We start from the raw sequence: 23,275 nt of genomic DNA, 5'->3' as shown, positions 1-23,275 counted from the left end.
GTCAGCCAGGTCCAGCGCCACCGATCACGTTGCTGCCCGCGGCAGCGGTGAGCCCCGCCTGCTCGATGCCGGCGTCCGTGTCGATGTGCTTCTTGCTGCGCCGGTTGCGTCGCTCCAGGTAAGTCGCGAGCGCGGTCAGCAGCAGGCACATCGCGATGTAGATCGCGGCGGCCACGAGGGTCGACGGGACGATCGGGCGGCCGAAGGCGCCCTGGCTGCCGATGTAGCGGGCGTAGTACAGCAGCTCCGGGTACGTCACGAGGAAGCCGAGCGCGGTGTCCTTGAGCAGCACGACCAGCTGGCTGATGATCGTCGGCAGCATCGCGCGCAGCGCCTGAGGCAGCAGGACCGTGAACATCACCTGGGTCTTGCGCATGCCGAGCGCGTACGCGGCTTCGCTCTGGCCCTTCGGCAGGGACAGGATGCCCGCGCGGAAGACCTCCGCCAGCACCGAGCCGTTGTACAGCGTGAGGCCGAGCACCACCGCGAACAGCGGCGACGTGTCCACGCCGAGGGTCGGGAGGCCGTAGTAGAACAGGAACATCAGGATCAGCAGCGGGATCGCGCGGAAGAACTCCACGACGAACGTGCAGATCCCGCGCACCCACGCGTGATCGGACAGCCGTCCGGCTGCGAAGACCGCGCCGAACACGATGGCCAGCACCGCGCCCAGTGCGAAGGCTTTCACGGTCGCCAGCACGGCGTTCGCGAGGTCGCTCTGCACCTGGGAGTACTGCAGCCACTCCCATTTGCGTCCGGCGAACTGGCCGCTGTCGACGAAGCGGTAGATGATGAACGCGATCAGCGCCGCCACGACGAGGATGCCCAGCACCGCGTAGATCCGGTGCCGCACCCGCGCTTTCGGGCCCGGGGTGTCGAAAAGAACCGTGCTCATCGGGCCACGCTCCAGCGCTTCTCCAGGCTGCGCTGCACCAGCGACAGCACCGACACGAGGATGATGAAGCCGAGTGCCACCCACAGCAGCGCGATCATCTGGTTGTCGCCGCGCTCGGACACGTACTGCCGGATCGCGCCGGCCTCGGCGACCGAGAACCCGCTGGCGATCGTCGTGTTCTTCAGCAGCGCGATGAGCATGCTGACGAGCGGCGGGACGACCGACCGCAGCGCCTGCGGGAGGACGATGCCGCCGAGGATCTGCCCGGACGACAGGCCCAGCGCGCGGCCCGCCTCGGCCTGGCCGATCGGCACCGTGTTGATGCCCGAGCGCACGACCTCGCAGATGAACGCCGACGTGTAGATCGTCAGCGCCACCGCGGCGGTCGGGAAGTAGTCGATCTTGACGATGTCGAGCAGCGGGTAGGCGAACACGAGGAACGCGAACACCAGCGTCAGCGGCGTGTTGCGCAGGACGGTGACGTAGGTCGTGCCGATCGCGCGCAGCACCGGGACCGGGCTCACCCGCAGCATCGCGAGGATCGTGCCCAGCACCAGGCTGCACGCCCCCGCGATCAGGAACAGTTCGATCGTGGTGAGAAAGAACGGACCGAAGAGGTCCAGATTGTCGAGCAGGACGTCCATGGAGCCTTCCCCGCGTCCGTGTGCCGATAGTGGGTGTACCGCGGCCGGTGGGCGAAAGCTTCGCCCACCGGCCGCCGGGTCAGATCAGTACCGCTCGATGGCAGGCGGCGTCGCGGGCGCGCCGGACTTGCCGAGGGTCGCGTCGTAGATCTTCTTCCAGGTGCCGTTGGTCTCGGCGGCCTGCAGCAGGTCGTCGATCTTGTCGCGCAGCACCTTGTCGTCCTTGTTCAGGCCGATGCCGTAGGGCTCCTTCGAGAACGGCTTGCCGACGACCTTGAAGGTGTCCGGGTCCTGTGCCGCGTAGCCCTTGAGGATCGCGTCGTCGGTGGTGACCGCGTCGACGTCCTTCGTCTGCAGCTTCTCGACGCACTGCGAGTACTTCTGGAACTCGACGATCTGGTCGGTCAGCTTCTGCTCGCGCACGCGCTGGATCGGGGTCGACCCGGTGACCGAGCAGACCTTCTTGCCCTTCAGCGTCTCCGGGCCGGTGATCGAGTTGTCGTCCTTGCGCACCAGCAGGTCCTGCCCGGCCTGGAAGTACGGGCCGGCGAACGACACGAGCTTCTTGCGCTTGTCGCTGATGGTGTAGGTGCCGACGTAGAGGTCGACCTGGCCGTTGGAGATGGCCTGCTCGCGGGCGCCCGAGTCGACCGTCGTGTACTTGATCTTGTCCTCGCTGAAGCCGAGGCCCGCCGCGACCATCCGGGCGATCTCGATGTCGAAGCCCTGGAACTTGCCGGTCTTCGGGTCCTTCTGGCCCAGCTCGGGCTGGTCGTCCTTGACGCCGATCGTGATCGTGCCCGCGTTCTTGATCTTCGTGAAGGTCGGCGAGCCGTCGAGCTTGACGTCCTTGGCCACCTCGTAGGTGGGCAGCGGCGCGGCGCTCGCGTTGTTGTCCCCGCCGGGGCCGGCCGGGGCGCCTTCCTTGCCGCAGGCCGTGAGCAGCAGCCCGCCGGCGAGCAGAGCGGCCGCGAGGGTGCGGATCCTCATGTCAGTCTCTCCAATATCTGTCCGGGAAACATCTGTCCGGGAACGTCGGGACCGGTCCGGGTACGGCCGATTACAGCCATCCCGGACGCGGGGCGCCGGGGGATTCCCCCGAACGGGTCAGTGGGTCAGGATCTTGCCGAGGAAGTCCTTCGCGCGGTCGGACTTCGGCTTGGTGAAGAACTCCTCCGGCGTCGTGTCCTCGACGATCTCGCCGTCGGCCATGAAGATGACCCGGTCGGCGGCGCGGCGGGCGAAGCCCATCTCGTGGGTGACCACGAGCATGGTCATGCCGTCCTTCGCCAGGCCGGTCATCACGTCCAGCACCTCCTGGACCATTTCCGGGTCCAGCGCCGAGGTCGGCTCGTCGAACAGCATCACCTTGGGCTTCATCGCGAGCGCGCGGGCGATCGCGACGCGCTGCTGCTGGCCGCCGGACAGCTGGGCGGGGTACTTGTCGGCCTGGTTCGCGATGCCGACGCGCTCGAGCAGTTCCATCGCGGTCTTGCGGGCCTCGGCCTGCGCGGTCTTGCGCACCTTCACCGGCGCGAGCATGACGTTCTCGAGGATCGTCTTGTGCGCGAACAGGTTGAACTGCTGGAAGACCATCCCGACGTCGGCGCGCAGCGAGGCGAGCGCCTTGCCCTCCTCGGGCAGCGGCACGCCGTCGACGGCGATCTCGCCGGAGTTGATCGGCTCGAGCCGGTTGATCGCGCGGCACAGCGTCGACTTGCCCGACCCGGACGGCCCGAGCACGACGACGACCTGGCCGCGCGGCACCTCGAGCGTGATCTCGCGCAGCACGTGCAGCTCGCCGAAGTACTTGTTCACGGCGGCCGCCTTGATCATCGGCGTCGCCACCTCGGTGGTCATCGTGGCCTCCAGAGCTCCGTTGGTCGTCGGCGTCCGCGGAACCGGGGTTCCGCAACGCTTGCGGAAACCTACTACCGGGACATCTCTTGTAAAGACGGCTTGAGCAATACTTAGGGTTTCAACTACGTATCGGATGCGGCCGTCGTGGCGGCGTTCAGCCTAGTCCGGACTGTGGCGGCCGCCACGCACCGTGTCCGCGGGGCGTGGCGCCCTAGAGTCCGGCTACCGTGGTCTGGATCACCGGGGAGGAGCAAGCGTGCGCGTGCTGCTGGTGGAAGACGACGACCGGGTCGCCGGGGCGCTCGTGCCCGCGCTGGTCCGCCGCGGGCTCACCATGCAGCGGCTGCCGTCCGGGGCCGGGGTGCTCGACCGGGTCCACGACGTCGACGTGATCCTCCTCGACCTGGGGCTTCCCGACGTCGACGGCGTGGTGCTGTGCCGGCAGATCCGCGCGGTCAGCGACGTCGCGGTGATCGTCGTGTCCGCGCGCGGCGAGGTGAACGACCGGGTGCACGGCCTGCGCGCCGGCGCCGACGACTACCTGGTCAAGCCGTACGACGTGGAGGAACTGCTCGCGCGTGTCGAAGCGGTGCGCCGGCGGCGGGTCGAACGGCCCGCGCCGTCCGTGCCGGTGGTGGAGGTCGGCGACGTCCGGATCGACCTCGCCCGGTACGAGGTGCTGGTCGCGGGCGAGCCGATCGCGTTGTCCCGCAAGGAGTTCCAGGTGCTCGCGCTGGTCGCGGCGGCGGGCGGTGCGGTGTGCTCGCGCGAACAGGTGCTGAACGAGGTGTGGGGGCACCGCGGCGCGGCCGAGAGCCGTTCGCTGGACGTCCATGTCGCCACCCTGCGCACCAAACTCGGCCGTCCGGCGCTGATCGAGACGGTGCGCGGCGTCGGCTACCGGCTGGGCAACGGACGGGACTGACCGGTGCGCGTCCGGCTGCAGGGCATCGTCGTCACGCTCGTCGCCCTGCTCGTGTTCGGGCTCGGCATCCCGCTCGCGCTCAGCATCGCGAGCAGCCTCCAGCAGAAGCTTTTCCTCGACCGGCTCACCGACACCTCGCGGTTCGCCTCGCTCGCCCAGCGTCCGCTGCTCGACAACGAGCTCGGGCTGCTGGAACCCAAACTGCGCCGGTACACCGAGGTGTACGGCGTGAAAGTGGTCGTGGTGAACCAGGACGGCGAGCCGGTGCTGAGCTCGGTGGGCGGAGCCGTCGACCGGACCGCGATCCGGGTGCCGGTGAACGAGGCGCTCGCCGCCCGTCCGCCCGAGGCCGGGCCGCTGCTGATGCCGTGGGCGAGCAAACCGCTGGTGCTGGCCGAGCCGATCCTCATCGACGGCGAGGTGCGCGGCGCGGTGGTGACGGAGTCCGCGACCGATCACGTCCGCACCCAGTTGCTGTGGCAGTGGCTGCTGCTGGCCGCGTGCGCGCTGGTCGCGTTCGGGCTCGCGCTGCTCGTCGCGCTGCCGGTGGTGCGCTGGACGCTGCGCCCGGTGCGGCGGCTGGACGAGGCGACCGGCGCGCTGGTCGCGTCCGTGGTCAGCGGCCGGGAAGCGGAGCCGGTGGGGGAGAGCGGCGGCCCGCCGGAGCTGCGGCAGCTGGGACGGTCGTTCGACCGGATGGCGGCGAGTGTCTCGGAAGCGCTGGCCGCGCAGCGCGCGTTCGTCGCCGACGCCTCGCATCAGCTGCGCAATCCGTTGACCGCGTTGAAGATCCGGCTGGGCAATCTCGACGGCCAGGTCACCGACGAAGCCGCGGCGGCCGATCTCGAAGCGGCGCAGGTGGACGCCAAGCGGCTGAACCAGATCCTCGACGAGCTGCTGTCCATGGCCCGCGCGGAATCCGCCGGCGGCGAGCTGGTTTCCGAAGACCTCGCCGAGGTGATCGCCGATCGCGTCGCCGACTGGTCGGTGGTCGGGGCGGCTCGCGAGGTCTCGCTGGAGAGCGCGGTGGACGTCGGCGGCGCGCGCGTGCTCGTGCCGCCGAGGGGGCTGGAGGTCGTGCTCGACGCGTTGCTGGACAACGCGCTCAAGTTCAGCCCTTCCGGTACTTCCGTCGAGGTGGCCGCGAGCGTTGCCGAGGACCGGGTGACGGTTTCGGTGCGCGACCACGGGCCCGGACTGCGCGAGGACGAGCTGGAGCGGGCGGTCGACCGGTTCTGGCGGAGCACAGCGCATCAGAACGTGCCCGGATCGGGGCTGGGGCTGGCGATCGTGACCGAGATCGTGCGGCATTCCGGCGGGGAGATCCAGCTGTCCTTGCCGGAAGGCGGCGGGTTGCGGATCGCGATGGACTTCCCGGTCGCGCGCTAGACCTTCTCCGCGCGGTAATACGCCAGCGCGCCGGGATGCAACGGCAGCGGTCCGGTCTCGATGCCCGGATGCACGTCGATCGACAGGGCCGCCCGGTTGACCGCCGCGAGCTGCGGGCGGGCGTCGTACAGGCCCTTCGTGAGCGCTTCGGCGACGTCGGCGGACATCGAGGTGGGCACGACCAGGAAGTTCGGCACCACGAGCGTCGTGACCGGGCCGGGCTGGTCGTAGGTGCTGCCGGGGATGGTCGCGGTGCCGTACACCGGGCTGAACCGCTGCATGCCCGGCATCAGGTTGGACATGTCGAGCAGCCGCAGCCCGACCTTGCGGTTGTACTCGGTGATCAGCGGCGTCGGCAGCCCGCCGGACCAGAACATCGCGTCGACCTTGCGGTTCTCCAGCGCGGTGAGCGAGTCCTCCAGGCTCAGCTGGTTGACCGTGACCGCGCCTTTCAGCCCGGCGACCTGCAGCACCCGGTCGGCGATGTACTCGACGCCCGACTCCGGGGAGCCGACCGCGATGTGGCGGCCGCGCAGCATGGAGACCGACGTGTAGGGCGAGTCCTTCCGGACGACGATGTGCAGGTAGTCGTCGTGGATGCGGGCCAGCGCGGCGAGCTTGCCGGGGTGCGCGGCCGCCGCGTCCGCGGCCAGGTCCGCGGCGACGAACGCGACGTCCGCGCCCCCGGAAAGCACTCGGTTGAGGTTGTCGCGCGACCCCTGGGTGGCGAGCACCTCGGGCGTCTCGATGCCGAGTTCGCCCGCCCACGCCGACGCCAGCGGCCCGGCCAGATCGTGGTAGACGCCGCCCACCGACCCGGCCGCGACGCGCAGGTGCAGGTTCGCGAAGCTCGGCCCGCACCCGCTCAGCAGCACCGTGAGCACTGCCAGCGCCGCCGTCAGCCTCCATCGCATGCAGCGATGGTGCCAGAGGTCAGCCGGTGACGTCGGCCAGGCTGTCGCCCATCCGGATCTTGCTGAACCACTGCGTCGCCGTCTCGTCGGCCTGGTGGTAGACGCCCCACTTCAGGTAGTTCCGCGTTCCGTCGATCGTGGTTCCGGTGTAGGTGGTGGACCCGTCGGCGAACGTCTGGCGTTTGCCGTCGAACCAGAACTGGATGGTGCCCTGGGTGCGGTCGGTCGAGATCCGGAACGCGATGTCGTGCCACTCGTCGTTCGAGACCGGCGCGTTCCACAGCTTGACGCTGGTGTGGTCGGTCGTCCACTCCTCGAGCTGGAGTTTGCCGCCGGAAATCTTGAGGACGATCGGATGGTTCGCGGTGCCGGTGCTCGGGCTGCATTTCAGCTGGAACACGTACCGGCTGGTGGAGTCGGTGATCCGGTACTTCGACGACCAGCCGAGGTAGAACGTCTTGCCCGCGGCGAGATCCGGGCCGACCGCCTCGCAGCGCTCCTCCTGGGCGAGCTGCTCCGCGACCCACACCTTGCCCTTCGCGGCGTCGGTCGCGGTCTTGAAGTGGCCGTCGGCGCACTGGACCGAGTTGAACGCGCCGGGGCCGTCGGCGGGGTCGGCCGACCAGGTGACCGACTGCGGAACCGGTTCCGCGGAGACCGGGGCGGCCGCCAGCGCGGCGACGACGAGCGTGCTCGCGACAGCGGCCGCGGAGCAGGCGAAAACCTTGCGCACATTTCCTCCAGAGCGGCGGCGGTCCGATTCGGAACAATGGCGGTGATCTTATCTTCGGGCGGGCGCGGAAAACAATAGCGAAAATTGTTCGGCGACGACCGTTCCGGTGCATTTCCGTTCCCGGTCAACGGCACATTTCCCGATTAGCGGAATACGTGGCGGACCGCGTCGCATAACGTCCGCCGACCGGGTGCCGGGTCCGGCGCGGGACCCGGGGTTTAGGCTGGAGCGCGATGAACGCGAAAACGTACCAGATCCGCACGTTCGGCTGCCAGATGAACGTGCACGACTCCGAACGGCTCGCCGGGCAGCTCGAGGAAGCCGGCTACGTCCCCGCTCCCGGGCAGGCGAAGCCGGATCTGGTCGTGTTCAACACCTGCGCCGTGCGGGAGAACGCGGACAACAAGCTCTACGGCACCCTCGGGCACCTCCGCCCGGACAAGGTCGCCAATCCGGACATGCAGATCGCCGTCGGCGGGTGTCTCGCGCAGAAGGACCGCGGCGACATCGTCAAGCGCGCGCCGTGGGTCGACGTCGTCTTCGGGACGCACAACATCGGTTCGCTGCCGGCACTGCTGGAGCGCGCGCGGCACAACGCCGAGGCCGAGGTCGAGATCCTCGAATCGCTCGAGACGTTCCCGTCCACGCTGCCCGCGCGCCGCGAATCGTCCTATGCGAGCTGGGTGTCGGTTTCGGTCGGCTGCAACAACACCTGCACCTTCTGCATCGTGCCGTCGCTGCGCGGCAAGGAGCGCGACCGCCGTCCCGGCGAGATCCTCGCCGAGGTCGAGGCGCTGGTCGCCGAGGGCGTGCTCGAGGTGACCCTGCTGGGCCAGAACGTGAACTCCTACGGCGTCGAGTTCGGCGACCGGCTCGCGTTCGGCAAGCTGCTGCGCGCGACCGGCGGGATCGACGGGCTGGAGCGCGTGCGGTTCACCTCGCCGCATCCGGCCGCGTTCACCTCGGACGTGATCGACGCGATGGCCGAGACCCCGAACGTCTGCCACCAGCTGCACATGCCGCTGCAGTCCGGTTCGGACCGGGTGCTGCGCGAGATGCGCCGGTCGTACCGGTCGACGCGGTTCCTGAACATCCTCGACGAGGTGCGCGCCAAGATGCCGGACGCCGCCATCACCACCGACATCATCGTCGGGTTCCCCGGCGAGACCGAGGAAGACTTCCAGGCGACCCTCGACGTCGTCCGCGCCGCGCGGTTCTCCAGCGCGTTCACCTTCCAGTACTCGAAGCGCCCCGGCACGCCCGCCGCGGAGATGGCGGACCAGCTGCCGAAGGAGGTCGTGCAGGAGCGCTACGACCGGCTGGTCGAGCTGCAGAACGGGATCTCCTGGGAAGAGAACCGCAAGCTGGTCGGCCGCCGGGTCGAGCTGCTGGTCGCCGCGGGCGAGGGGCGCAAGGACGCGGAGACGCACCGGATGAGCGGGCGCGCCCGCGACGGACGGCTGGTGCACTTCACGCCGTCCGGTGCGGCCGTCGACCGTTCGGTCCGGCCGGGCGACGTCGTGGAGACGGTGATCAGCTACGGCGCGCCGCACCACCTGGTCGCGGACGGCGACCTCCTGACCCATCGCCGCACGCGAGCGGGCGACAACGCCGAAGCCGGTCTTCGGCCCAAGACGAGCGGGGTCACCCTGGGACTGCCGGGCTTCGGAGCCCCGGCGGCGCAGCCGGCCCCGGTGAGTGGGTGTGCAGGATGAGCGAACCGGGAACGCCGGCCGAGGTCGACCGCAGGCTGAGCGACGAGATCGACGACGCGGGCCGCCGCGCCGCGCGCACGGTGGAGCTGGGCAGGCGCGGCTTCACCATCTCGGTGCTGATGTTCGTGCTGCTCGTGGCGCAGATCCTGCCGTGGGCCCAGGGCCGCGCGGGCTGGGAGACGCTGGCCGGCGAGGCGGGCGGGGTCCCGCAGCTGTTCGCCGTGACGTCCACCGGCGTCGGCGTGTTCATCGGCGCGGTCGCGCTCGTGTCGCGCCGCTGGTGGGTCGCGTGGTGCTGCGCCGCGGGCGGCTGGTTCGCCTCGGTCGACGGCCTGCTGGCGATTTGGTCGCAGCAGTCCGCGCACGCCAGCGGAGCGGCGGGGGACGGTCCGGGGATCGGGATGATCGTGGCGTGGATCGCGACGATCGTCCTGGCGACGCTCTGGATGCGCACCGCGTTCTCGCGCACCTGAACCCAACTGCATGAAAAAGGGCCGGTACCCGCGGGTACCGGCCCTTTTCGTGTCGTCGGATCAGCGATCGGCGACCGCGGCTTCCGCGGCCTCCATCCATTCCCGCCACTGGGAGGCCTGCTCCTCGGCCTTCTTCGCCCGCCGCTCGTCCCCGGCGGCCCGCGCCTTGGCGGCCTGCGATTCGAACTGCTCGACGCGCTCGCGGAACTGCGCGGCTCGCGCCTGCGCCTCCGGGTCGGTGCGGCGCCAGCGGCTGTCCTCGGCCGACTTCACCGCGTCCTGCACCGCCTTGAGCCGCCCGTCCAGTTCGCGGATGCGCTCGCGCGGGACCTTGCCGATCTCGTCCCACTGCTCCTGGATCCGCCGCAACGCCGACTTGGCCGCCTCGAGGTTGGCCGCCACGTCGATCTTCTCGGCCTCGACCAGCAGTTCTTCCTTGCGCTGAGCGTTGCCGGCGAACTCCGCGTCGCGCTCGGAGAACACGGCCGAGCGGCGGGCGAAGAACGCGTCCTGCGCCGCGCGGAACCGCTGCCACAGCGCCTCGTCGCTGTCCTTGGGCGCGCGTCCGGCGGCCTTCCACTCGGCCATCAGGTCCTTGTACCGGCCCGCGGTGGCGCCCCAGTCGTCCGAGTCGGACAGCGCCTCGGCCTCGGCGATCAGCTCTTCCTTGCGCTGCTTCGCGCTGGCCCGCTGCTTGTCCAGTTCGGCGAAGTGCGAGCCGCGGCGGCGGTTGAACGCCTCGCGCGCCTTCGAGAAGCGCTTCCACAGCTCGTCGTCGGTCTTGCGGTCGACGCCCTTGACCGTCTTCCACTCGTCGAGGATCGCGCGCAGCCGGTCGCCCGCGGCCTTCCACTGGGTGGACTCGGCGGCGATCTTCTCCGCCTCGTCGGCCAGCGCCTGCTTGCGCGCCACGGCCGCCGCCCGGGCTTCCTCTCGCTCGTGCTTGACGTTGACCAGCGCCTTCTCCGCCAGCCCGATCACGAACTCGAGCCGCGCGGCGAGCGCCTTCAGGTCGCCGACCACGGCCGCCTCGCCGAGCCCGTCGCGGATCTGGGTGGCGCTGGAGAGGGCGTGCTTCGGGTCGCCCGCTCCGGAGTTCAGCCGCGTTTCGAGCAGTTCGACCTCGGTGCGCACGTCGTCGAAGCGGCGCGCGTAGTGCAGCAGGCCTTCCTCGGGCGTGCCTGCCTGCCAGACCCCGACCTCGCGTTCGCCGTCGGCGGTGAAGACGTAAACGGTGCCTTCCCCGTCGACCCGGCCCCAGGTGGCGGGGGCGGGCTCGGCGGGCGGCACCGGAGGCGCGGCATGGCCGGCGCCCTGCGCGTGCGGCACCGGGTGCGGTGCCGGGGTGCCGGGGGACGTGTTCTCCTGGGCCATCGCAGGCTCCTTATCGCCTGTACGCCCGCGGCTGCGGGCGCCCCGCCGCGTGAGCGGGGCCGGGTTACGCTGTTGTCGTGCTCTGCCGGGGGCATGGGGCCCCAGCGGCATTCAAGCAGCTCAGCGCGCGCCGTGGTACTGGATGAGCCGCCTGAAAGCGTTGATCCTACTTCTCCTTGACGCTCCGTGCCCGCGTCCCGCCCCGGCCGGGTACCGTTCTGCGGCGTGATCAGCCCAGCTCAACGGCCCCGTCCGGTGGCCGTCGTCGGCCCCACCGCCACCGGGAAGACGGCACTGGCCGTCGAACTCGCGCTGGCGCTGGACGGCGAGGTGGTGAACGCCGACGCGCTCCAGCTCTACCGGGGCATGGACATCGGCACCGCCAAAGCGACCGCGGAGGAACGGCGAGGGGTCCCGCACCACCTGCTGGACGTACTCGACGTGACCGAGACGGCGTCGGTCGCCGCCTATCAGCGTGACGCCCGCAGCACGATCGAGCGGATTCTCGACGCGGGCCGGGTCCCGGTGCTGACGGGCGGCTCGGGGCTGTACGTGCAAGCGGTGCTGGACGATCTCCGTTTCCCCGGCACTGACCCCGCGGTGCGCGCGCGGCTCGACGAAGAGGCCGCCGAACTCGGCACCGCCGCCCTCTACACCCGGCTGGGGGAGCGCGACCCGGTCGCGGCGGCGGCGATCCTGCCCACGAACACCCGCCGCATCGTGCGGGCGCTGGAGGTCATCGAGATCACCGGCGAGCCGTTCTCCGCGAACCTGCCGAAACCGGGTCCGGCCCGCTGGGACACCGTGCTGATCGGGGTCGACCGCGAGATCGCCGAGCTGGACGAGCGCGTCGACCTGCGGGTGGAGCGGATGTTCGAGGCCGGTCTCGTGGACGAGGTGCGCGCGTTGCTCGGCCGCGGGCTGCGGGAGGGGAAAACCGCTTCGCGGGCGCTCGGCTACCAGCAGGTGCTGGCCGAACTGGACGGCGAAGGCGACTTCGCGGCAGCCGCGGCGGCGACCGCGCAGGCCACCCGCCGGTTCGTGCGGCGGCAGCGTTCGTGGTTCCGCCGGGACAAGCGGATCCGGTGGTTCGACGGCGGATCGGCGGACCTGGCCGCGCGGGTCCGCGCCGCGCTCGACCAGTAACCTGGACGCATGGGCGGCATCGAATTCCTCAAGGGCCACGGCACGCAGAACGACTTTGTGCTGCTGCCTGACGCGGCCGGCCGCCTCGACCTCACGGCGGAGCGCGTCGCGGCGCTGTGCGACCGGCAGCGGGGTCTCGGCGCGGACGGCGTGCTGCGCGTCGTGCGCGCGAAGGCGATCGGCGAAGAATCGGCCGGCGAGTGGTTCATGGACTACCGCAACGCCGACGGCTCGATCGCCGAGATGTGCGGCAACGGCACCCGCGTTTTCGCGCGCTACCTGGTGGACGCCGGTCTGGAATCGGACGGCGAGTTCGTCATCGGCACCCGGGCGGGCGACCGGCCGGTCGTCGTGCACCCGGACCGTTCGGTCACCGTGCAGATGGGCCCGGCGGCGATCACCGGCACGTCGGTCACCATGGTGGCCGGGCAGGCGTTCTCCGGGGTCGCGGTGAACGTCGGCAATCCGCACCTGGTTTCGGTCACCGACACCGATATCGCCGGCCTCGACCTGCGCGACCAGCCTGATTTCGACCACGACGTCTTCCCGGCCGGGGTCAACCTGGAATTCGTCAACGTGCTCGGCGAGGGCGCGCTGCGGATGCGCGTCCACGAGCGCGGCGTGGGGGAGACGCGCGCCTGCGGCACCGGCACGGTCGCCGCGGTGGCCGCCTCGCTGCACCTCGCGGGCAAGGACACCGGCGAGTCCACAGTGGACATCCCGGGCGGGCAGGTGTCGGTGACGATCTCGCGCGGGGACTCGACGCTGTCCGGCCCCGCGGAGATCGTGGCCCGCGGCGAGATCGACGAGGCTTGGTGGGCTGCCGCCGGTTCGCCGCTGTGAGCGGCAAGCCGGGGTCGTAACCCGGCTCGCCGCCCACGGCCAGCCGCGGCAGAGTCAGTTCGCCGGCGGGATTTCCCGCGGCCGGTCGTACATCCGCACATCGCGGTCGATGGTCAGCGGCAGCACGCGGCCCAGGCCGAGCTCCCGGAAGTGGTCCGACTCGCGATGCGCCTTGAACGCCGCGTCGTCGGCGTACTTCTCGATGCTCACGTACCGCCCCGGCGTTTCGTCGGAGCGGAACACTTCGTACGACAGGCAGCCCGGTTCTTCGCGGCAGGCGGCCGCGAACTCGTGCAGCGCCCGGCCGAACTCCTCGGAGTTCTCGGGGCTGCTGGACACATCGGCGACGACGAGCACGTAGGAATCCACGGAAACCACCCTACGGGGTCACGATCTTGGCATCGAGCGAAAAGTCGCCGTCGCGCGTGGTGATCTCGCCGATCGCCCCGGCGAGCCGGACGTCCGCGGCCACCGCGGCGAACCGGGCCAGCGTCTCCGCCGGGCCGCCCACGGTCAGCGTCTCGACCGGCGAGCGCATCGACACCTTCGCGTCCGACTTCGCCCGACGCACCGCCGCGATCACCTCGCCCGCCAGCGTCAGCAGCGACGGGTCACCGTCGACCACCGGCACCGACGGCCACGCCGCCTGGTGCACGGAACCTTCCTGCCACCACGACCAGATCTCCTCGGCGGCGAACGGCAGCACCGGCGCGAACATGCGCACCAGCGCCGACAGCACCGTCCGCAGCGCCACCTGCGCCGATTCGGCTGCCTCCGCGCCGAGATCGCCGTACGCGCGGCCCTTCACCAGCTCCACGTAGTCGTCGCAGAATGTCCAGAAGAACGTCTCGGTCACCTGCAGTGCACGCGCCTGGTCGAGCGCCTCGAACGCGGCCGTCGCTTCCTCGACCACCTTCGCCAGCGTGGCGAGCACAGACTGATCCAGCGGCTCCGTGACGGCTGACTCCGGCTTGGGGATCCCGAGCCCGAGCACGAACCGGCTCACGTTCAACAGCTTCGTCGCCAGCCGTCGCCCGACCTTCATCTGGCCTTCGTCGACCGCCGTGTCGACGCCCGGCCGCGCGCTCGCCGCCCAGTAGCGCACCGCGTCGGAACCGTGCCGCTCCAGCAGATCCGCCGGCGTGACGACGTTGCCGACGGACTTCGACATCTTCTTGCGGTCCGGGTCGAGCACCCAGCCGGAAATCACCGCGTCCCGCCACGGCAGCACGCCTTCTTCCAGTTCGGCGCGGACCGCGGTGGAGAACAGCCAGGTGCGGATGATCTCGTGCGCCTGCGGCCGCAGCGAGAACGGGAACACGCGGCGGAACAGGTCGTCGTCGAGACTCCAGCGGCCGGCGATCTGCGGCGTCAGCGACGACGTCGCCCAGGTGTCCATCACGTCCGCCTCGGCGACGAAGCCGCCCGGGACGCCGCGCTGGTCCTCGGTGTAGCCCGGCGGGACATCGGTGCTCGGGTCCACCGGCAGGTTCGCGTCGTCGGGCGTCAGCACCGCGTCGTGATCCGGCTCGCCGTCGGCGTCCAGCGGGTACCAGACCGGGATCGGCACTCCGAAGAACCGCTGGCGGCTCACCAGCCAGTCGCTGGTCAGGCCCTCGACCCAGCTGCGGTAGCGGACCTGCATGTGCGGCGGGACCCAGTTCAGCTCCTCGCCGCGCTCGAGCAGTTTCGCGCGCAGCGCGTCGTCGCGGCCGCCGTTGCGCAGGTACCACTGGCGGCTCGTGACGATTTCCAGTGGCTTGTCGCCCTTTTCGTAGAACTTCACCGGATGCGTGATCGGCCTCGGCTCGCCGCGCAGCGCGCCCGCCTCGCGCAGGAGGTCCACCAGAATTTGGCGTCCAGTGTGGACAGTCTTGCCCGCCAGCGGTTCGTATTCGTCGGCCGGGACGCCGTGCGGCGGTTCTGCGCGGAATCGGCCGTCGCGGCCCAGCACCGGACGCGTTTCGAGCTGCAGCGCACGCCACCAGGTGACGTCGGTGGTGTCGCCGAAGGTGCAGACCATCGCGATACCGGTGCCCTTTTCCGGATCCGCGAGGTGATGCGCGTGCACCGGCACCTCGACGCCGAACACCGGCGTGTGCACGGTCTTCCCGAAAAGGCCTTGGTAGCGCTCGTCATCCGGATGCGCGACGAGCGCGACGCACGCGGGCAGCAATTCGGGCCGCGTGGTGGAGATGAGCACTTCCGCGCCGTCTTCCGCGGTGAACACGAGGTCGTGATACGCGCCGGGCCGTTCGCGGTCTTCCAGCTCAGCCTGCGCGACAGCGGTGCGGAAGGTGACGTCCCACAGCGTCGGGGCTTCGGATTGGTACGCCTCGCCGCGCGCGAGGTTGCGCAGGAACGCGCGCTGCGAGATTTCCGTGGTCGCCGGGTCGATCGTCTGGTACGCCAGCGTCCAGTCCACCGAAAGCCCGATGCTCCGCCAGACCTCCTCGAACACCTTCTCGTCGGTTTCGGTCAGCTGGCGGCACAGTTCCACGAAATTGCGCCGGGACACCGGAATCGCGTTCTTGCCGGGCTTTTCCGGCGGGGTGAAAGCCGGGTCGTAGGGCAGCGACGGCTCGCAGCGCACGCCGAAATGGTTCTGCACGCGGCGTTCGGTGGGCAGGCCGTTGTCGTCCCAGCCGACCGGGTAGAAGACCGAACGGCCGCGCATCCGTTGGTAGCGCGCGAGAACGTCGGTGTGCGTGTAGGAGAAGACATGCCCGATGTGCAGCGAGCCGCTCGCGGTCAGCGGCGGCGTGTCGATCGAGTAGACGTCCGGGCGCGTCCGGTCGAACCGGTATACGCCTTCGCGTTCCCACACCGGCACCCATTTGGCGGTCAGGCCGTCGACGCCGGCTTTGTGCGGGATCTTCTCGTCCATGCCCGCACTTTACGGGGCGGGTACAGCGATTTCCCCGCCCGTCGGCAGGTCCCGCATGCGCCGCAGCGGCGAGCAGATCACCCACAGCGCGCCCGCGATCGGCCCGGCGGTGCCGATCCACAGCGCGCCGGCGAGCCCGAGCCATTCGCCGAGCCCGCCGCCCAGCAGCCCGCCGAGCGGCAGGGCTCCCCAGACGACGAACCGGACGCTCGCGTTCATCCGGCCCAGCAGCCGGTCCGGCGTGATCGCCTGGCGGTAGGAGACCTGCGCGATGTTGTAGAGGATCACGCCGAACCCGAACGCGGCCATCCCGAGCCCGGCGAGCGCGATCCGCCAGTCCGGCGCGGCCGCCAGGACCAGGATCTCGCCCGGCCAGAACAGCACCGGGACCAGCCAGATCGACCGGGCCTGCCCGATCTTCCGGATGATCGGCCCGGCGCAGAGCGCGGCCGCGATGCCGCCGATGCCGCTCACCGCGAGCAGGCCGCCGACCTCGGCCGGTTTCAGCCCGGCCGTGCGCGTCAGGAACAGCACCTGGACGGCTTGGACCACTCCGCCGAAGAAGTTCGACGTGGCGGTGCAGGCGACGATCGCGCGCAGCGGCCGGTCGGCGACGACGAACCGCAGGCCTTCGAGCATTTGCGGCACCAGGCGGTCGTGCTCGGTGCGTTCCGGGAGGGTTTCGACGGTGCGGATGCGCCACAGGCACAGCGCGGAAGTGAGGTAGCCGAGCCCGGTGACCAGGACCGTGCTGGCCGCGCCGATGAACTGCACGAGCACGCCGGCGAGGCTCGGCCCGGCGATCTGCGCCGACGACTGCACGCCCTGCAGCTTCGCGTTGCCCTCCAGCAGCTTCTCGCGGCCGACCAGCGCGGGCAGATACGCCTGGTAGGAGACGTCGAAGAAGACCGTCGCGAACCCGACGAAGAGCACGACCACCAGGACCTGCGCCATCGTGAGCACGCCGGCCCACCAGGCGAACGGGACGCTGAGCAGCAGCACCCCGCGGACCAGGTCGGCGGCGAGCATGAGCGGCCGTTTGCGCATCCGGTCCACCCACACGCCCGCGGGAAGGCCGAGGACCAGGAAGCCGAGCGTCTCGGCCATGGTCAGCAGGCCCATCTCGAACGGCGTGGCGGCCAGCGTGACGGCGGCGAGCAGCGGAATGGCCGTGACGCCGACGAACATCCCCAGCTGGCTCGCCGTGTCCCCGGCCCACAGCCTGCGGAAATCGGCGTGGAAGAAGAGTGAGTCGCGACGCACCCGATCGAGTGTTGCCGAGTGATTGGAAAGTGTCAATCACTTTGTCTAGGCTGCGGGGATGCCGTTCCACCGACGTCCCTCCACCGAAGCCGAGGCGGCCGCGCTCGCGTCCGGAATACGGCTGCGCATCATCCGGTTGACCTCTTTCGAAGCGATGACGAACAAGGAGTTGGCAGCCCGGCTCGGCCGCGACCCGGCGACGACGCTGCACCACGTGCGGCGCCTGGTCGACACCGGTTTTCTCGTGGCACAGGAACCTCGGCGCGGTGCGCGCGGGGCGAAGGAGATCCCGTACCTGTCCACCGGGCTTTCGTGGCAGCTGGACAACGCCGAAGCCGAAGCGGTCGCGGTCAACCAGGCCATGCTCGAGGCCTATCTGGCCGAAATGGCGGAGGCCGACCTGGCGGAGACGGAGACGACCCGGCTCGTGGTCCAGGTGGGCGCCGAGGACGTCGCGGAGTTCAAGCGGCGGCTCGAGGGGCTGCTCGAAGAATTCAAGGCCAGGCCCCGCGATCCGGCCTCGGAACGCACGGCCGTGTACGTCTCGGTTTATCCCAGCAGGTAATCCGTTCGGTTCCCGCGCCGAAACGTGGGACCATGGAGGCACGATGACAGAACAGACACACGAAGACTTTTGCGACGACAACGACCCCTACGACCCCTCGGTCGGGGAGATGGAGCTCGAGGACCGCGCGTCGCTGCGCCGGGTCGCGGGCCTGTCCACCGAGCTCGAGGACATCACCGAGGTCGAGTACCGGCAGCTTCGGCTGGAGCGCGTTGTGCTGGTCGGCGTGTGGACTGAAGGCACCGCCCAGCAGTCCGAGGCGTCGCTGGCCGAACTGGCGCGACTGGCCGAGACGGCGGGCTCGGAGGTGCTCGAAGGCCTCGTCCAGCGGCGGCAGAAGCCCGATCCGGCGACGTACGTCGGGTCCGGCAAGGTCCGCGAGCTGCGCGACGTGGTCGTGGCGACCGGCGCCGACACGGTGATCTGCGACGGCGAGCTCTCGCCCGGCCAGCTGCGCCAGCTGGAGGAGAAGGTCAAGGTCAAGGTGATCGACCGGACCGCCTTGATCCTCGACATCTTCGCCCAGCACGCCCGGTCCAAGGAGGGCAAGGCACAGGTCGAGCTGGCCCAGCTGCAGTACCTCGTCCCGCGGCTGCGCGGGTGGGGTTCGGCGCTGTCCCGGCAGGCCGGTGGCCGCGCGGGCGGCGCGAACGGCGGCGTGGGCCTGCGCGGGCCTGGTGAAACGAAGCTGGAGACGGACCGGCGGCGGATCAGCAAGCGCGTGGCGAAGCTCCGCCGGGAGATCGCCGCGATGGACACCATCCGCGAGACCAAGCGCGGCAAGCGCGTGGCCAACGAGGTGCCGAGCGTGGCGATCGTCGGCTACACCAACGCCGGCAAGTCGAGCCTGCTCAACGCCCTGACCGGGGCCGGGGTGCTGGTGGAGGACGCGCTGTTCGCCACCCTCGACCCGACCACGCGCCGGGCGCAGACGGCCGACGGGCGCACCTTCACGCTCACCGACACCGTCGGGTTCGTGCGGCACCTGCCGCACCAGCTGGTGGACGCGTTCCGCTCGACGCTGGAGGAGGCGGCCGACGCCGACCTGCTCGTGCACGTCGTGGACGGTTCCGACGCGGCCCCGGAGGACCAGGTCAACGCGGTGCGCGAGGTGCTCGCCGAGATCACCCGCAGCCGCAAGGAGCCGCTCCCGCCGGAGCTGCTGGTGATCAACAAGGCCGACGCGGCCGACGACGTCACCCTGGCCCGGCTGCGCCACGCGCTGCCCGGCTCGGTGCAGATCTCCGCGCGCACCGGCTCGGGCGTGGCCGACCTGGCCGAGGTGCTGGCCGAACGGCTGCCGCGCGCGGAAACGGTGATCGACGTGCTGGTCCCGTACGCGCGGGGCGAGCTCGTGTCCCGGGCGCACGCGGAAGGCGAGGTGCTGGAAGAAGAGCACGTCGCCGACGGCACGCGCCTGAAGGCGCGAGTCCGGCCGGATCTCGCCGCGGCTCTCCGGGCGTTCGAGACCAACGCCTCGGCGCTCTGAACGTCTTCCGTAGTGCACGGTCCGAGCGGGCCGTGCACTACGGAGGTGAACTGGTGCGGGTCGTCCTGGCACTGACGGCTGTCCTGATGCTCGCGGGAGCTGTCCCCGCTGCGGCTGCTCCCGCTCCGGAGACGCTGTGCCAGGTCAAGGACAAGCGCCTCAACGAACTGTCCGGCCTTGCCTCCGACGGTGAGCATTGGTACGCGATCAACGACGGCGGCACCAAAGTGCAGGTCTTCGTCCTGGACCGGAAATGCCAGGTGACGGACGTCCTGACCGACTCGACGGACCCGTACGACGTCGAGGACCTGGCCCGCGGCAAAGACGGCACCCTCTGGCTTTCCGATACCGGCGACAACCGCGCTAAACGCGAAACGATCGCCCTGCTGGAACTGAAACCGACTGGCGGCCCGGCCGTCGTGCATCGCCTGACCTACCCGGACGGCCCGCACGACACGGAGACCCTGGTTCTGGACCAGTCCGGCACGCCGTTCCTGGTGACCAAGGATCTGCTGGGCACCTCGAAGGTCTATCGGCCGTCAGCCCCGCTGGCGACTCCCGGCCCGACGAAGCTGGAGCAGGTCGGCACCCTGCGCGTCCACAGCACCGACACCCCAGGCGGCCCGGTGGGCTCGTTCGGGTCGGCGCTGATCACTGGAGGCGCGACGAGCGCGGACGGGAAGGTCATCGCACTGCGGACCTACACGGACGCGTATTTGTACGCGGCCCCGGACGGGGATGTTGCGGCTGCTCTGCAACGAGAGCCGGTCCGGATTGCGCTGCCGAATGAAAAGCAGGGCGAGGCTATTGCTTTCGAGCCGGACGGAACGTTGCTGTCCGCGAGCGAAGGCGTCGGCGAACCGGTGCGGGCGATCAAGAACGCGACTTCTTTGGTCACGCCGCAAGCGCCTGCGCCTAAGCCCGGTGGTGCTGCTACTCCTCAGCCAGCTGAGCAGGAGTCGGGTGGCTTTCCGCTGATTCCCGCTGCTGCCATTGCTGCGGTGGTTGTTCTCGGTGCTTGGTTTTTGCTGGCCAGGAAACGTCGCCGCGCCTGACTCGCGGTGCTCGCCACGGCTCGCTGCTCGTTCTTGCGCGCCGTTACCGCCGTGACGCCCGTTCCTGACACGCCGTTCTTGCCGTGGCGCGGTTCCTGGCATGCCGCTCTTGCGCGCGCCGCCGTTCCAGAGGTGCTACCCCCGGGCGCGGCACCGTTCCTCATGCGCCGCCGCCGCGCGCTGCCGCTCCCGCCGCAGCACCGTTCCTGACGGCAGGCTCCTGCCGCGGCACCGCTCTCGCCGCACCGCTCCTGCCGCGGCACCGCACTCACCGCACCGCTTTTGTGCGGCACCGCGCTCGCCGCACCGCTTTTGCGTGCCGCCGTTCCTGCCGCAACACCGAACCAGAACACCGCTCATCCGCGATGCTCTTGCATGCCGCCCGTCGCTGCGCCGCCACTTCCGCCGCGCCACCGCTCCGCACGAACTGCGCCAGAGTTGCGGCCGTTCCTGCCGTAGCGCTGCTTCCGGCCTCGCGCAGCCTCACGACAGTCGGCAGCGAACCCCAACCCCAGCGCGCGCTCCCCTCACCCGGGCTTCGGGGGAGGGGAGCGCGCCACGGCTCAGAGTCGCCGCAGTACCGCCACGACCTTGCCCAGGATCGAAGCGTCGTCACCGGGAATGGGCTCGTACGCCTCGTTGTGCGGCATCAGCCACACGTGTCCGTCCTTGCGTTTGAACGTCTTCACCGTGGCCTCGCCGTCGATCATCGCGGCGACGATGTCCCCGTTCTCCGCGGCGGGCTGCTGCCGGACGACGACCCAGTCGCCGTCGGTGATGGCGGCGTCGACCATCGAATCGCCGGTGACGCTCAGCAGGAACAGTTCGCCCTCGCCGACGATTTCGCGCGGCAGCGGGAAAACGTCCTCGACGGCCTGCTCGGCGAGCACCGGACCGCCTGCCGCGATCCGGCCGACCAGCGGCACGTACGCCGCCTTCGGCACGGACGGCTGCTGGTCGATGTCGATGCCCATCGGGTTGTCGTCAGTGGACGCGAGCACGCCCACCGCGCGCGGCCGGTTGGCGTCGCGGCGAAGGTAGCCCTTGCGCTGCAGCGCCCGCAGCTGGTGCGACACCGACGACGTGGACGTGAGCCCCACCGCCTCGCCGATCTCGCGCACGCTCGGCGGGTAGCCGAAGCGGCTCACCCACGTGCGGATGACGTCGAGCACCTGTTGCTGGCGGACGGTCAGCGTCTCGTCCACGTCGTACACCTCCGGCATGGCGCTCACCTTCCCCGTGCTCTCGTGGCCGGACTCGCGCGCGGATTGTGCGGACGCCTTGCCTCGCGAGGCCGTCTTGGCCCCCTTCGCCGCGGTGCCCTTCACCGTGTCCTTCTCCAACGCTGCGTCGCCTCCAGCCGTCCCGCGGTCGCCGTGTCGGCGTCCCGCGCGTGTCCGCGTGCGCCGGTCCGGGATCCGCGTTTTCCGCGAACGCCCGTCCGGCGGCACCCGCCGGAGCCGGTCCGGCAGATGTCCTGGTCACCGACGTTAGCCACCGCGCGCGACGATTTCAAACATCTGTTCGATCGACACGCCGTGTCCTCTCGATTTTGTCGGTGCGGGGTGGTAGACCTTCGCACGGACGTTCGATAGAACGCCTGTTCGATCTGGACCGCTGCGGCGCAGGTGTACGGCCCGGACCGGACGGATTCGCAGGTCACGAGGAGGTTCCGGAATGTCGATCCTGGCAGATCGCGGGCTGGTCCGCCCGCTTCGGCCCGTCCCTGCCGTCCGCCCTGTCGAGGGCGGCGCCGCGTCGGACGGGACGGCCCCCGCCCGGAGGGAACCCGGGCGGGGCGGCCCGACGCGCCGTTCGCGGCGACGCGCGGAGCGGATAGACGCCACCCGAAAGGATGGTGTTCCTTCGGGCTCCGAAGCCGAATCCGGCGAGGTTCCGGGCTCCGCGGCCGGTTCTGCCGAGGTGGTCGACCTTCACGGCCGGACCGGCGCGCGGCGCGGCCCTGGCGCGGATCGGCCCGGCGAGGCTGCGCGCGGCGAGTCCGTCCGGGTTGACGCACGGCGCGGACGCGGTGCGCGCGAGCCCCGGGAAGGCGCACGCGGCGCGGCCGGGCGGCGGCGTGCCTGGCTGGCAGCAGAGGAAGCCGGACTCGGAGGCGGCGAGCGAGCCGATCTCCAGCGATCGGTGCCGAGCGATGATGCCGGACTGCGCTCTGCCGCCGCCGTTCGGTCCGTCGCACGGGCTGGGTTCCAGACGTCCGCGCGCTCTGCTGTCGAAGCTGAAGAGCGCCCGACCGGTGCGGTCGGCGGCCGCGCTGCGGTGCGCTCTGGTGAGCGGGCCGGGTTCCAGGCATCCGCCCGCTTTGGTGCCGAAGCTGAAGAGCGTGCGGCGCGGCCTGTCGAGCGAGCTGGGTTCCGGACCCCCTCTGTTGTCGGAACCGAAGCACACCCGACCCGTGCGGCACGCGGCCGCGCTGCGGTGCGGTCAGCCGAGCGTGCCGGGGTCCAGACCTCGGCTCCCTCTGGCGTCAAAACTGAAGAGCGTGCGGCGCGCGGCCGCGCGGCGGTCCGGTCCGCCGAACGAGCCGGATTCCAGACCTCCGCCCCCTCCGCCGTCGAAACCGAAGAGACCCTTCCTCGCGAGGCCCGTCGCACAGTCCGGCACATCCCCGCCGCCGTCCCGGGCAACCCCGGGCGCACCGCGCGCGAGCGGCGTGGCGAGCCGTTGCGGCCGCCGTCCCGGGAGCGGGTCGTCGCCGGGCGGCGCGGTGGCGTGGCCTGCCGTACCGAGGCCCGGCCGTCGGTGCGGTGGCCGTGGCTGTTCGCGATCGCCTTCGCGGCCTGCCTCATCGTCACCGGGCTCGGCGTGTTCGGCGCCGGCGTGTCCAGCGGCCCGGTGCCGTCGCGGACCGCGTCCGTTTCCGTGCAGCCCGGCGATTCGCTCGGGGCGCTCGCCGCCCGGTTCGCGCCGAACGCCGACCAGAGCGCGGTCGTCGAACGCATCAAGGAGCTCAACAACCTCGACGACACCGCGCTGCTGCCCGGCATGCCGCTCACCGTGCCGGTTGCCTGGTCCGGGGCCGGTTCGGGCGAAGGAACAGGCGGCGCGTCGGGGCCATGACTCTCGGAAACCACCCGGTCGCAT

At 70.6% G+C, this 23,275-nt stretch carries 21 protein-coding genes; 10 read left to right on the top strand and 11 right to left on the bottom strand.

The window, feature by feature from the left end:
• Nucleotide 1 precedes the first annotated feature (1 nt).
• The 4 genes from FKO37_RS38155 to FKO37_RS38140 all read right to left on the bottom strand — a co-directional run bounded on the left by FKO37_RS38155 (nucleotide 2) and on the right by FKO37_RS38140 (nucleotide 3,375).
• Nucleotides 2-895 (bottom strand): amino acid ABC transporter permease, encoded by an 894-nt coding sequence (locus FKO37_RS38155; protein ID WP_238607614.1) that lies wholly within the window; start codon nucleotides 893-895, stop codon nucleotides 2-4.
• Entirely contained in the window at nucleotides 892-1,539 is a 648-nt protein-coding gene (locus tag FKO37_RS38150) for an amino acid ABC transporter permease (protein ID WP_037809751.1), read from the bottom strand. The genes FKO37_RS38155 and FKO37_RS38150 overlap by 4 nt, the downstream gene beginning before the upstream one ends.
• A gap of 84 nt (nucleotides 1,540-1,623) precedes the next feature.
• On the bottom strand, nucleotides 1,624-2,529 hold the full coding sequence (locus tag FKO37_RS38145) for a glutamate ABC transporter substrate-binding protein (protein WP_238607613.1): 906 nt from the start codon (nucleotides 2,527-2,529) through the stop codon (nucleotides 1,624-1,626).
• A gap of 117 nt (nucleotides 2,530-2,646) precedes the next feature.
• Nucleotides 2,647-3,375 (bottom strand): amino acid ABC transporter ATP-binding protein, encoded by a 729-nt coding sequence (locus tag FKO37_RS38140; RefSeq protein WP_199817444.1) that lies wholly within the window; start codon nucleotides 3,373-3,375, stop codon nucleotides 2,647-2,649.
• A gap of 280 nt (nucleotides 3,376-3,655) precedes the next feature.
• Here FKO37_RS38140 and FKO37_RS38135 point away from each other — a divergent pair, with 280 nt between their 5' ends.
• Both FKO37_RS38135 and FKO37_RS38130 read left to right on the top strand, forming a co-directional pair.
• On the top strand, nucleotides 3,656-4,324 hold the full coding sequence (locus FKO37_RS38135; protein ID WP_037809755.1) for a response regulator transcription factor: 669 nt from the start codon (nucleotides 3,656-3,658) through the stop codon (nucleotides 4,322-4,324).
• Between the two features lie 3 nt (nucleotides 4,325-4,327).
• Complete coding sequence (locus FKO37_RS38130; protein WP_037809757.1) at nucleotides 4,328-5,713, top strand: HAMP domain-containing sensor histidine kinase; 1,386 nt, start codon at nucleotides 4,328-4,330, stop codon at nucleotides 5,711-5,713.
• On the opposite strand, the gene FKO37_RS38125 is transcribed toward FKO37_RS38130, so the two are convergent.
• On the bottom strand, nucleotides 5,710-6,627 hold the full coding sequence (locus tag FKO37_RS38125; protein ID WP_238607612.1) for a TAXI family TRAP transporter solute-binding subunit: 918 nt from the start codon (nucleotides 6,625-6,627) through the stop codon (nucleotides 5,710-5,712). The genes FKO37_RS38130 and FKO37_RS38125 overlap by 4 nt on opposite strands.
• 19 nt (nucleotides 6,628-6,646) lie before the next feature.
• Complete coding sequence (locus tag FKO37_RS38120; RefSeq protein WP_037809761.1) at nucleotides 6,647-7,360, bottom strand: heparin lyase I family protein; 714 nt, start codon at nucleotides 7,358-7,360, stop codon at nucleotides 6,647-6,649.
• A 233-nt stretch (nucleotides 7,361-7,593) separates the two neighbouring features.
• On the opposite strand from FKO37_RS38120, the gene miaB reads away from it, so the two are divergent.
• The gene (gene miaB, locus FKO37_RS38115; RefSeq protein ID WP_238607611.1) at nucleotides 7,594-9,075 is read left to right on the top strand and encodes a tRNA (N6-isopentenyl adenosine(37)-C2)-methylthiotransferase MiaB; all 1,482 of its coding nucleotides are present in this window, start codon (nucleotides 7,594-7,596) and stop codon (nucleotides 9,073-9,075) included.
• Nucleotides 9,072-9,548: a membrane protein gene (locus FKO37_RS38110; protein WP_037809765.1), complete on the top strand. Its 477-nt coding sequence runs from the start codon at nucleotides 9,072-9,074 to the stop codon at nucleotides 9,546-9,548. The genes miaB and FKO37_RS38110 overlap by 4 nt, the downstream gene beginning before the upstream one ends.
• Before the next feature lie 60 nt (nucleotides 9,549-9,608).
• Here the strand turns inward: FKO37_RS38110 and FKO37_RS38105 are convergent, their stop codons facing one another.
• Nucleotides 9,609-10,922 carry a DUF349 domain-containing protein gene (locus FKO37_RS38105; protein WP_037809767.1) on the bottom strand — a complete coding sequence of 438 codons (1,314 nt, stop codon included), beginning with the start codon at nucleotides 10,920-10,922 and terminating at the stop codon, nucleotides 9,609-9,611.
• Nucleotides 10,923-11,147: 225 nt separating this feature from the next.
• Here FKO37_RS38105 and miaA point away from each other — a divergent pair, with 225 nt between their 5' ends.
• Together miaA and dapF are read left to right on the top strand one after the other, a co-directional pair.
• Nucleotides 11,148-12,068, top strand: coding sequence for a tRNA (adenosine(37)-N6)-dimethylallyltransferase MiaA (miaA, locus tag FKO37_RS38100; protein ID WP_037809770.1), 921 nt, complete (start codon nucleotides 11,148-11,150; stop codon nucleotides 12,066-12,068).
• A 9-nt stretch (nucleotides 12,069-12,077) separates the two neighbouring features.
• Nucleotides 12,078-12,911, top strand: coding sequence for a diaminopimelate epimerase (gene dapF / locus FKO37_RS38095; RefSeq protein ID WP_078870310.1), 834 nt, complete (start codon nucleotides 12,078-12,080; stop codon nucleotides 12,909-12,911).
• A gap of 54 nt (nucleotides 12,912-12,965) precedes the next feature.
• Here dapF and FKO37_RS38090 read toward each other — a convergent pair whose 3' ends face one another.
• From FKO37_RS38090 to FKO37_RS38080, 3 genes are read right to left on the bottom strand one after another with little or no spacing between them, the layout of a single operon-like run.
• Nucleotides 12,966-13,280 carry a putative quinol monooxygenase gene (locus FKO37_RS38090; protein ID WP_238607610.1) on the bottom strand — a complete coding sequence of 105 codons (315 nt, stop codon included), beginning with the start codon at nucleotides 13,278-13,280 and terminating at the stop codon, nucleotides 12,966-12,968.
• A gap of 10 nt (nucleotides 13,281-13,290) precedes the next feature.
• Nucleotides 13,291-15,798: a valine--tRNA ligase gene (gene valS / locus FKO37_RS38085; RefSeq protein WP_238607609.1), complete on the bottom strand. Its 2,508-nt coding sequence runs from the start codon at nucleotides 15,796-15,798 to the stop codon at nucleotides 13,291-13,293.
• Nucleotides 15,799-15,807: 9 nt separating this feature from the next.
• On the bottom strand, nucleotides 15,808-17,061 hold the full coding sequence (locus tag FKO37_RS38080) for an MFS transporter (protein WP_134668637.1): 1,254 nt from the start codon (nucleotides 17,059-17,061) through the stop codon (nucleotides 15,808-15,810).
• A 58-nt stretch (nucleotides 17,062-17,119) separates the two neighbouring features.
• Between FKO37_RS38080 and FKO37_RS38075 the strand changes: the two genes are divergently transcribed.
• Genes FKO37_RS38075 through FKO37_RS38065 form a run of 3 tightly spaced genes read left to right on the top strand, consistent with a single transcriptional unit; the run spans nucleotide 17,120 to nucleotide 20,170 of the window.
• Entirely contained in the window at nucleotides 17,120-17,626 is a 507-nt protein-coding gene (locus FKO37_RS38075) for a transcriptional regulator (RefSeq protein WP_238607608.1), read from the top strand.
• A 43-nt stretch (nucleotides 17,627-17,669) separates the two neighbouring features.
• Nucleotides 17,670-19,115 (top strand): GTPase HflX, encoded by a 1,446-nt coding sequence (hflX, locus tag FKO37_RS38070; protein ID WP_238607607.1) that lies wholly within the window; start codon nucleotides 17,670-17,672, stop codon nucleotides 19,113-19,115.
• 53 nt (nucleotides 19,116-19,168) lie between these two features.
• The gene (locus FKO37_RS38065; RefSeq protein ID WP_238607606.1) at nucleotides 19,169-20,170 is read left to right on the top strand and encodes an esterase-like activity of phytase family protein; all 1,002 of its coding nucleotides are present in this window, start codon (nucleotides 19,169-19,171) and stop codon (nucleotides 20,168-20,170) included.
• A 563-nt stretch (nucleotides 20,171-20,733) separates the two neighbouring features.
• Here the strand turns inward: FKO37_RS38065 and lexA are convergent.
• Nucleotides 20,734-21,393 carry a transcriptional repressor LexA gene (gene lexA / locus FKO37_RS38060; RefSeq protein WP_167754212.1) on the bottom strand — a complete coding sequence of 220 codons (660 nt, stop codon included), beginning with the start codon at nucleotides 21,391-21,393 and terminating at the stop codon, nucleotides 20,734-20,736.
• Nucleotides 21,394-22,609: 1,216 nt separating this feature from the next.
• Here lexA and FKO37_RS47650 point away from each other — a divergent pair.
• On the top strand, nucleotides 22,610-23,251 hold the full coding sequence (locus tag FKO37_RS47650) for a LysM peptidoglycan-binding domain-containing protein (RefSeq protein ID WP_238607605.1): 642 nt from the start codon (nucleotides 22,610-22,612) through the stop codon (nucleotides 23,249-23,251).
• The last annotated feature ends 24 nt before the right edge of the window (nucleotides 23,252-23,275 follow it).

This window comes from Amycolatopsis sp. Poz14, from assembly GCF_006704225.1.
GTDB classification, from domain to species: domain Bacteria; phylum Actinomycetota; class Actinomycetes; order Mycobacteriales; family Pseudonocardiaceae; genus Amycolatopsis; species Amycolatopsis nivea.
This window is presented reverse-complemented; position numbering and strand designations above follow the sequence as displayed.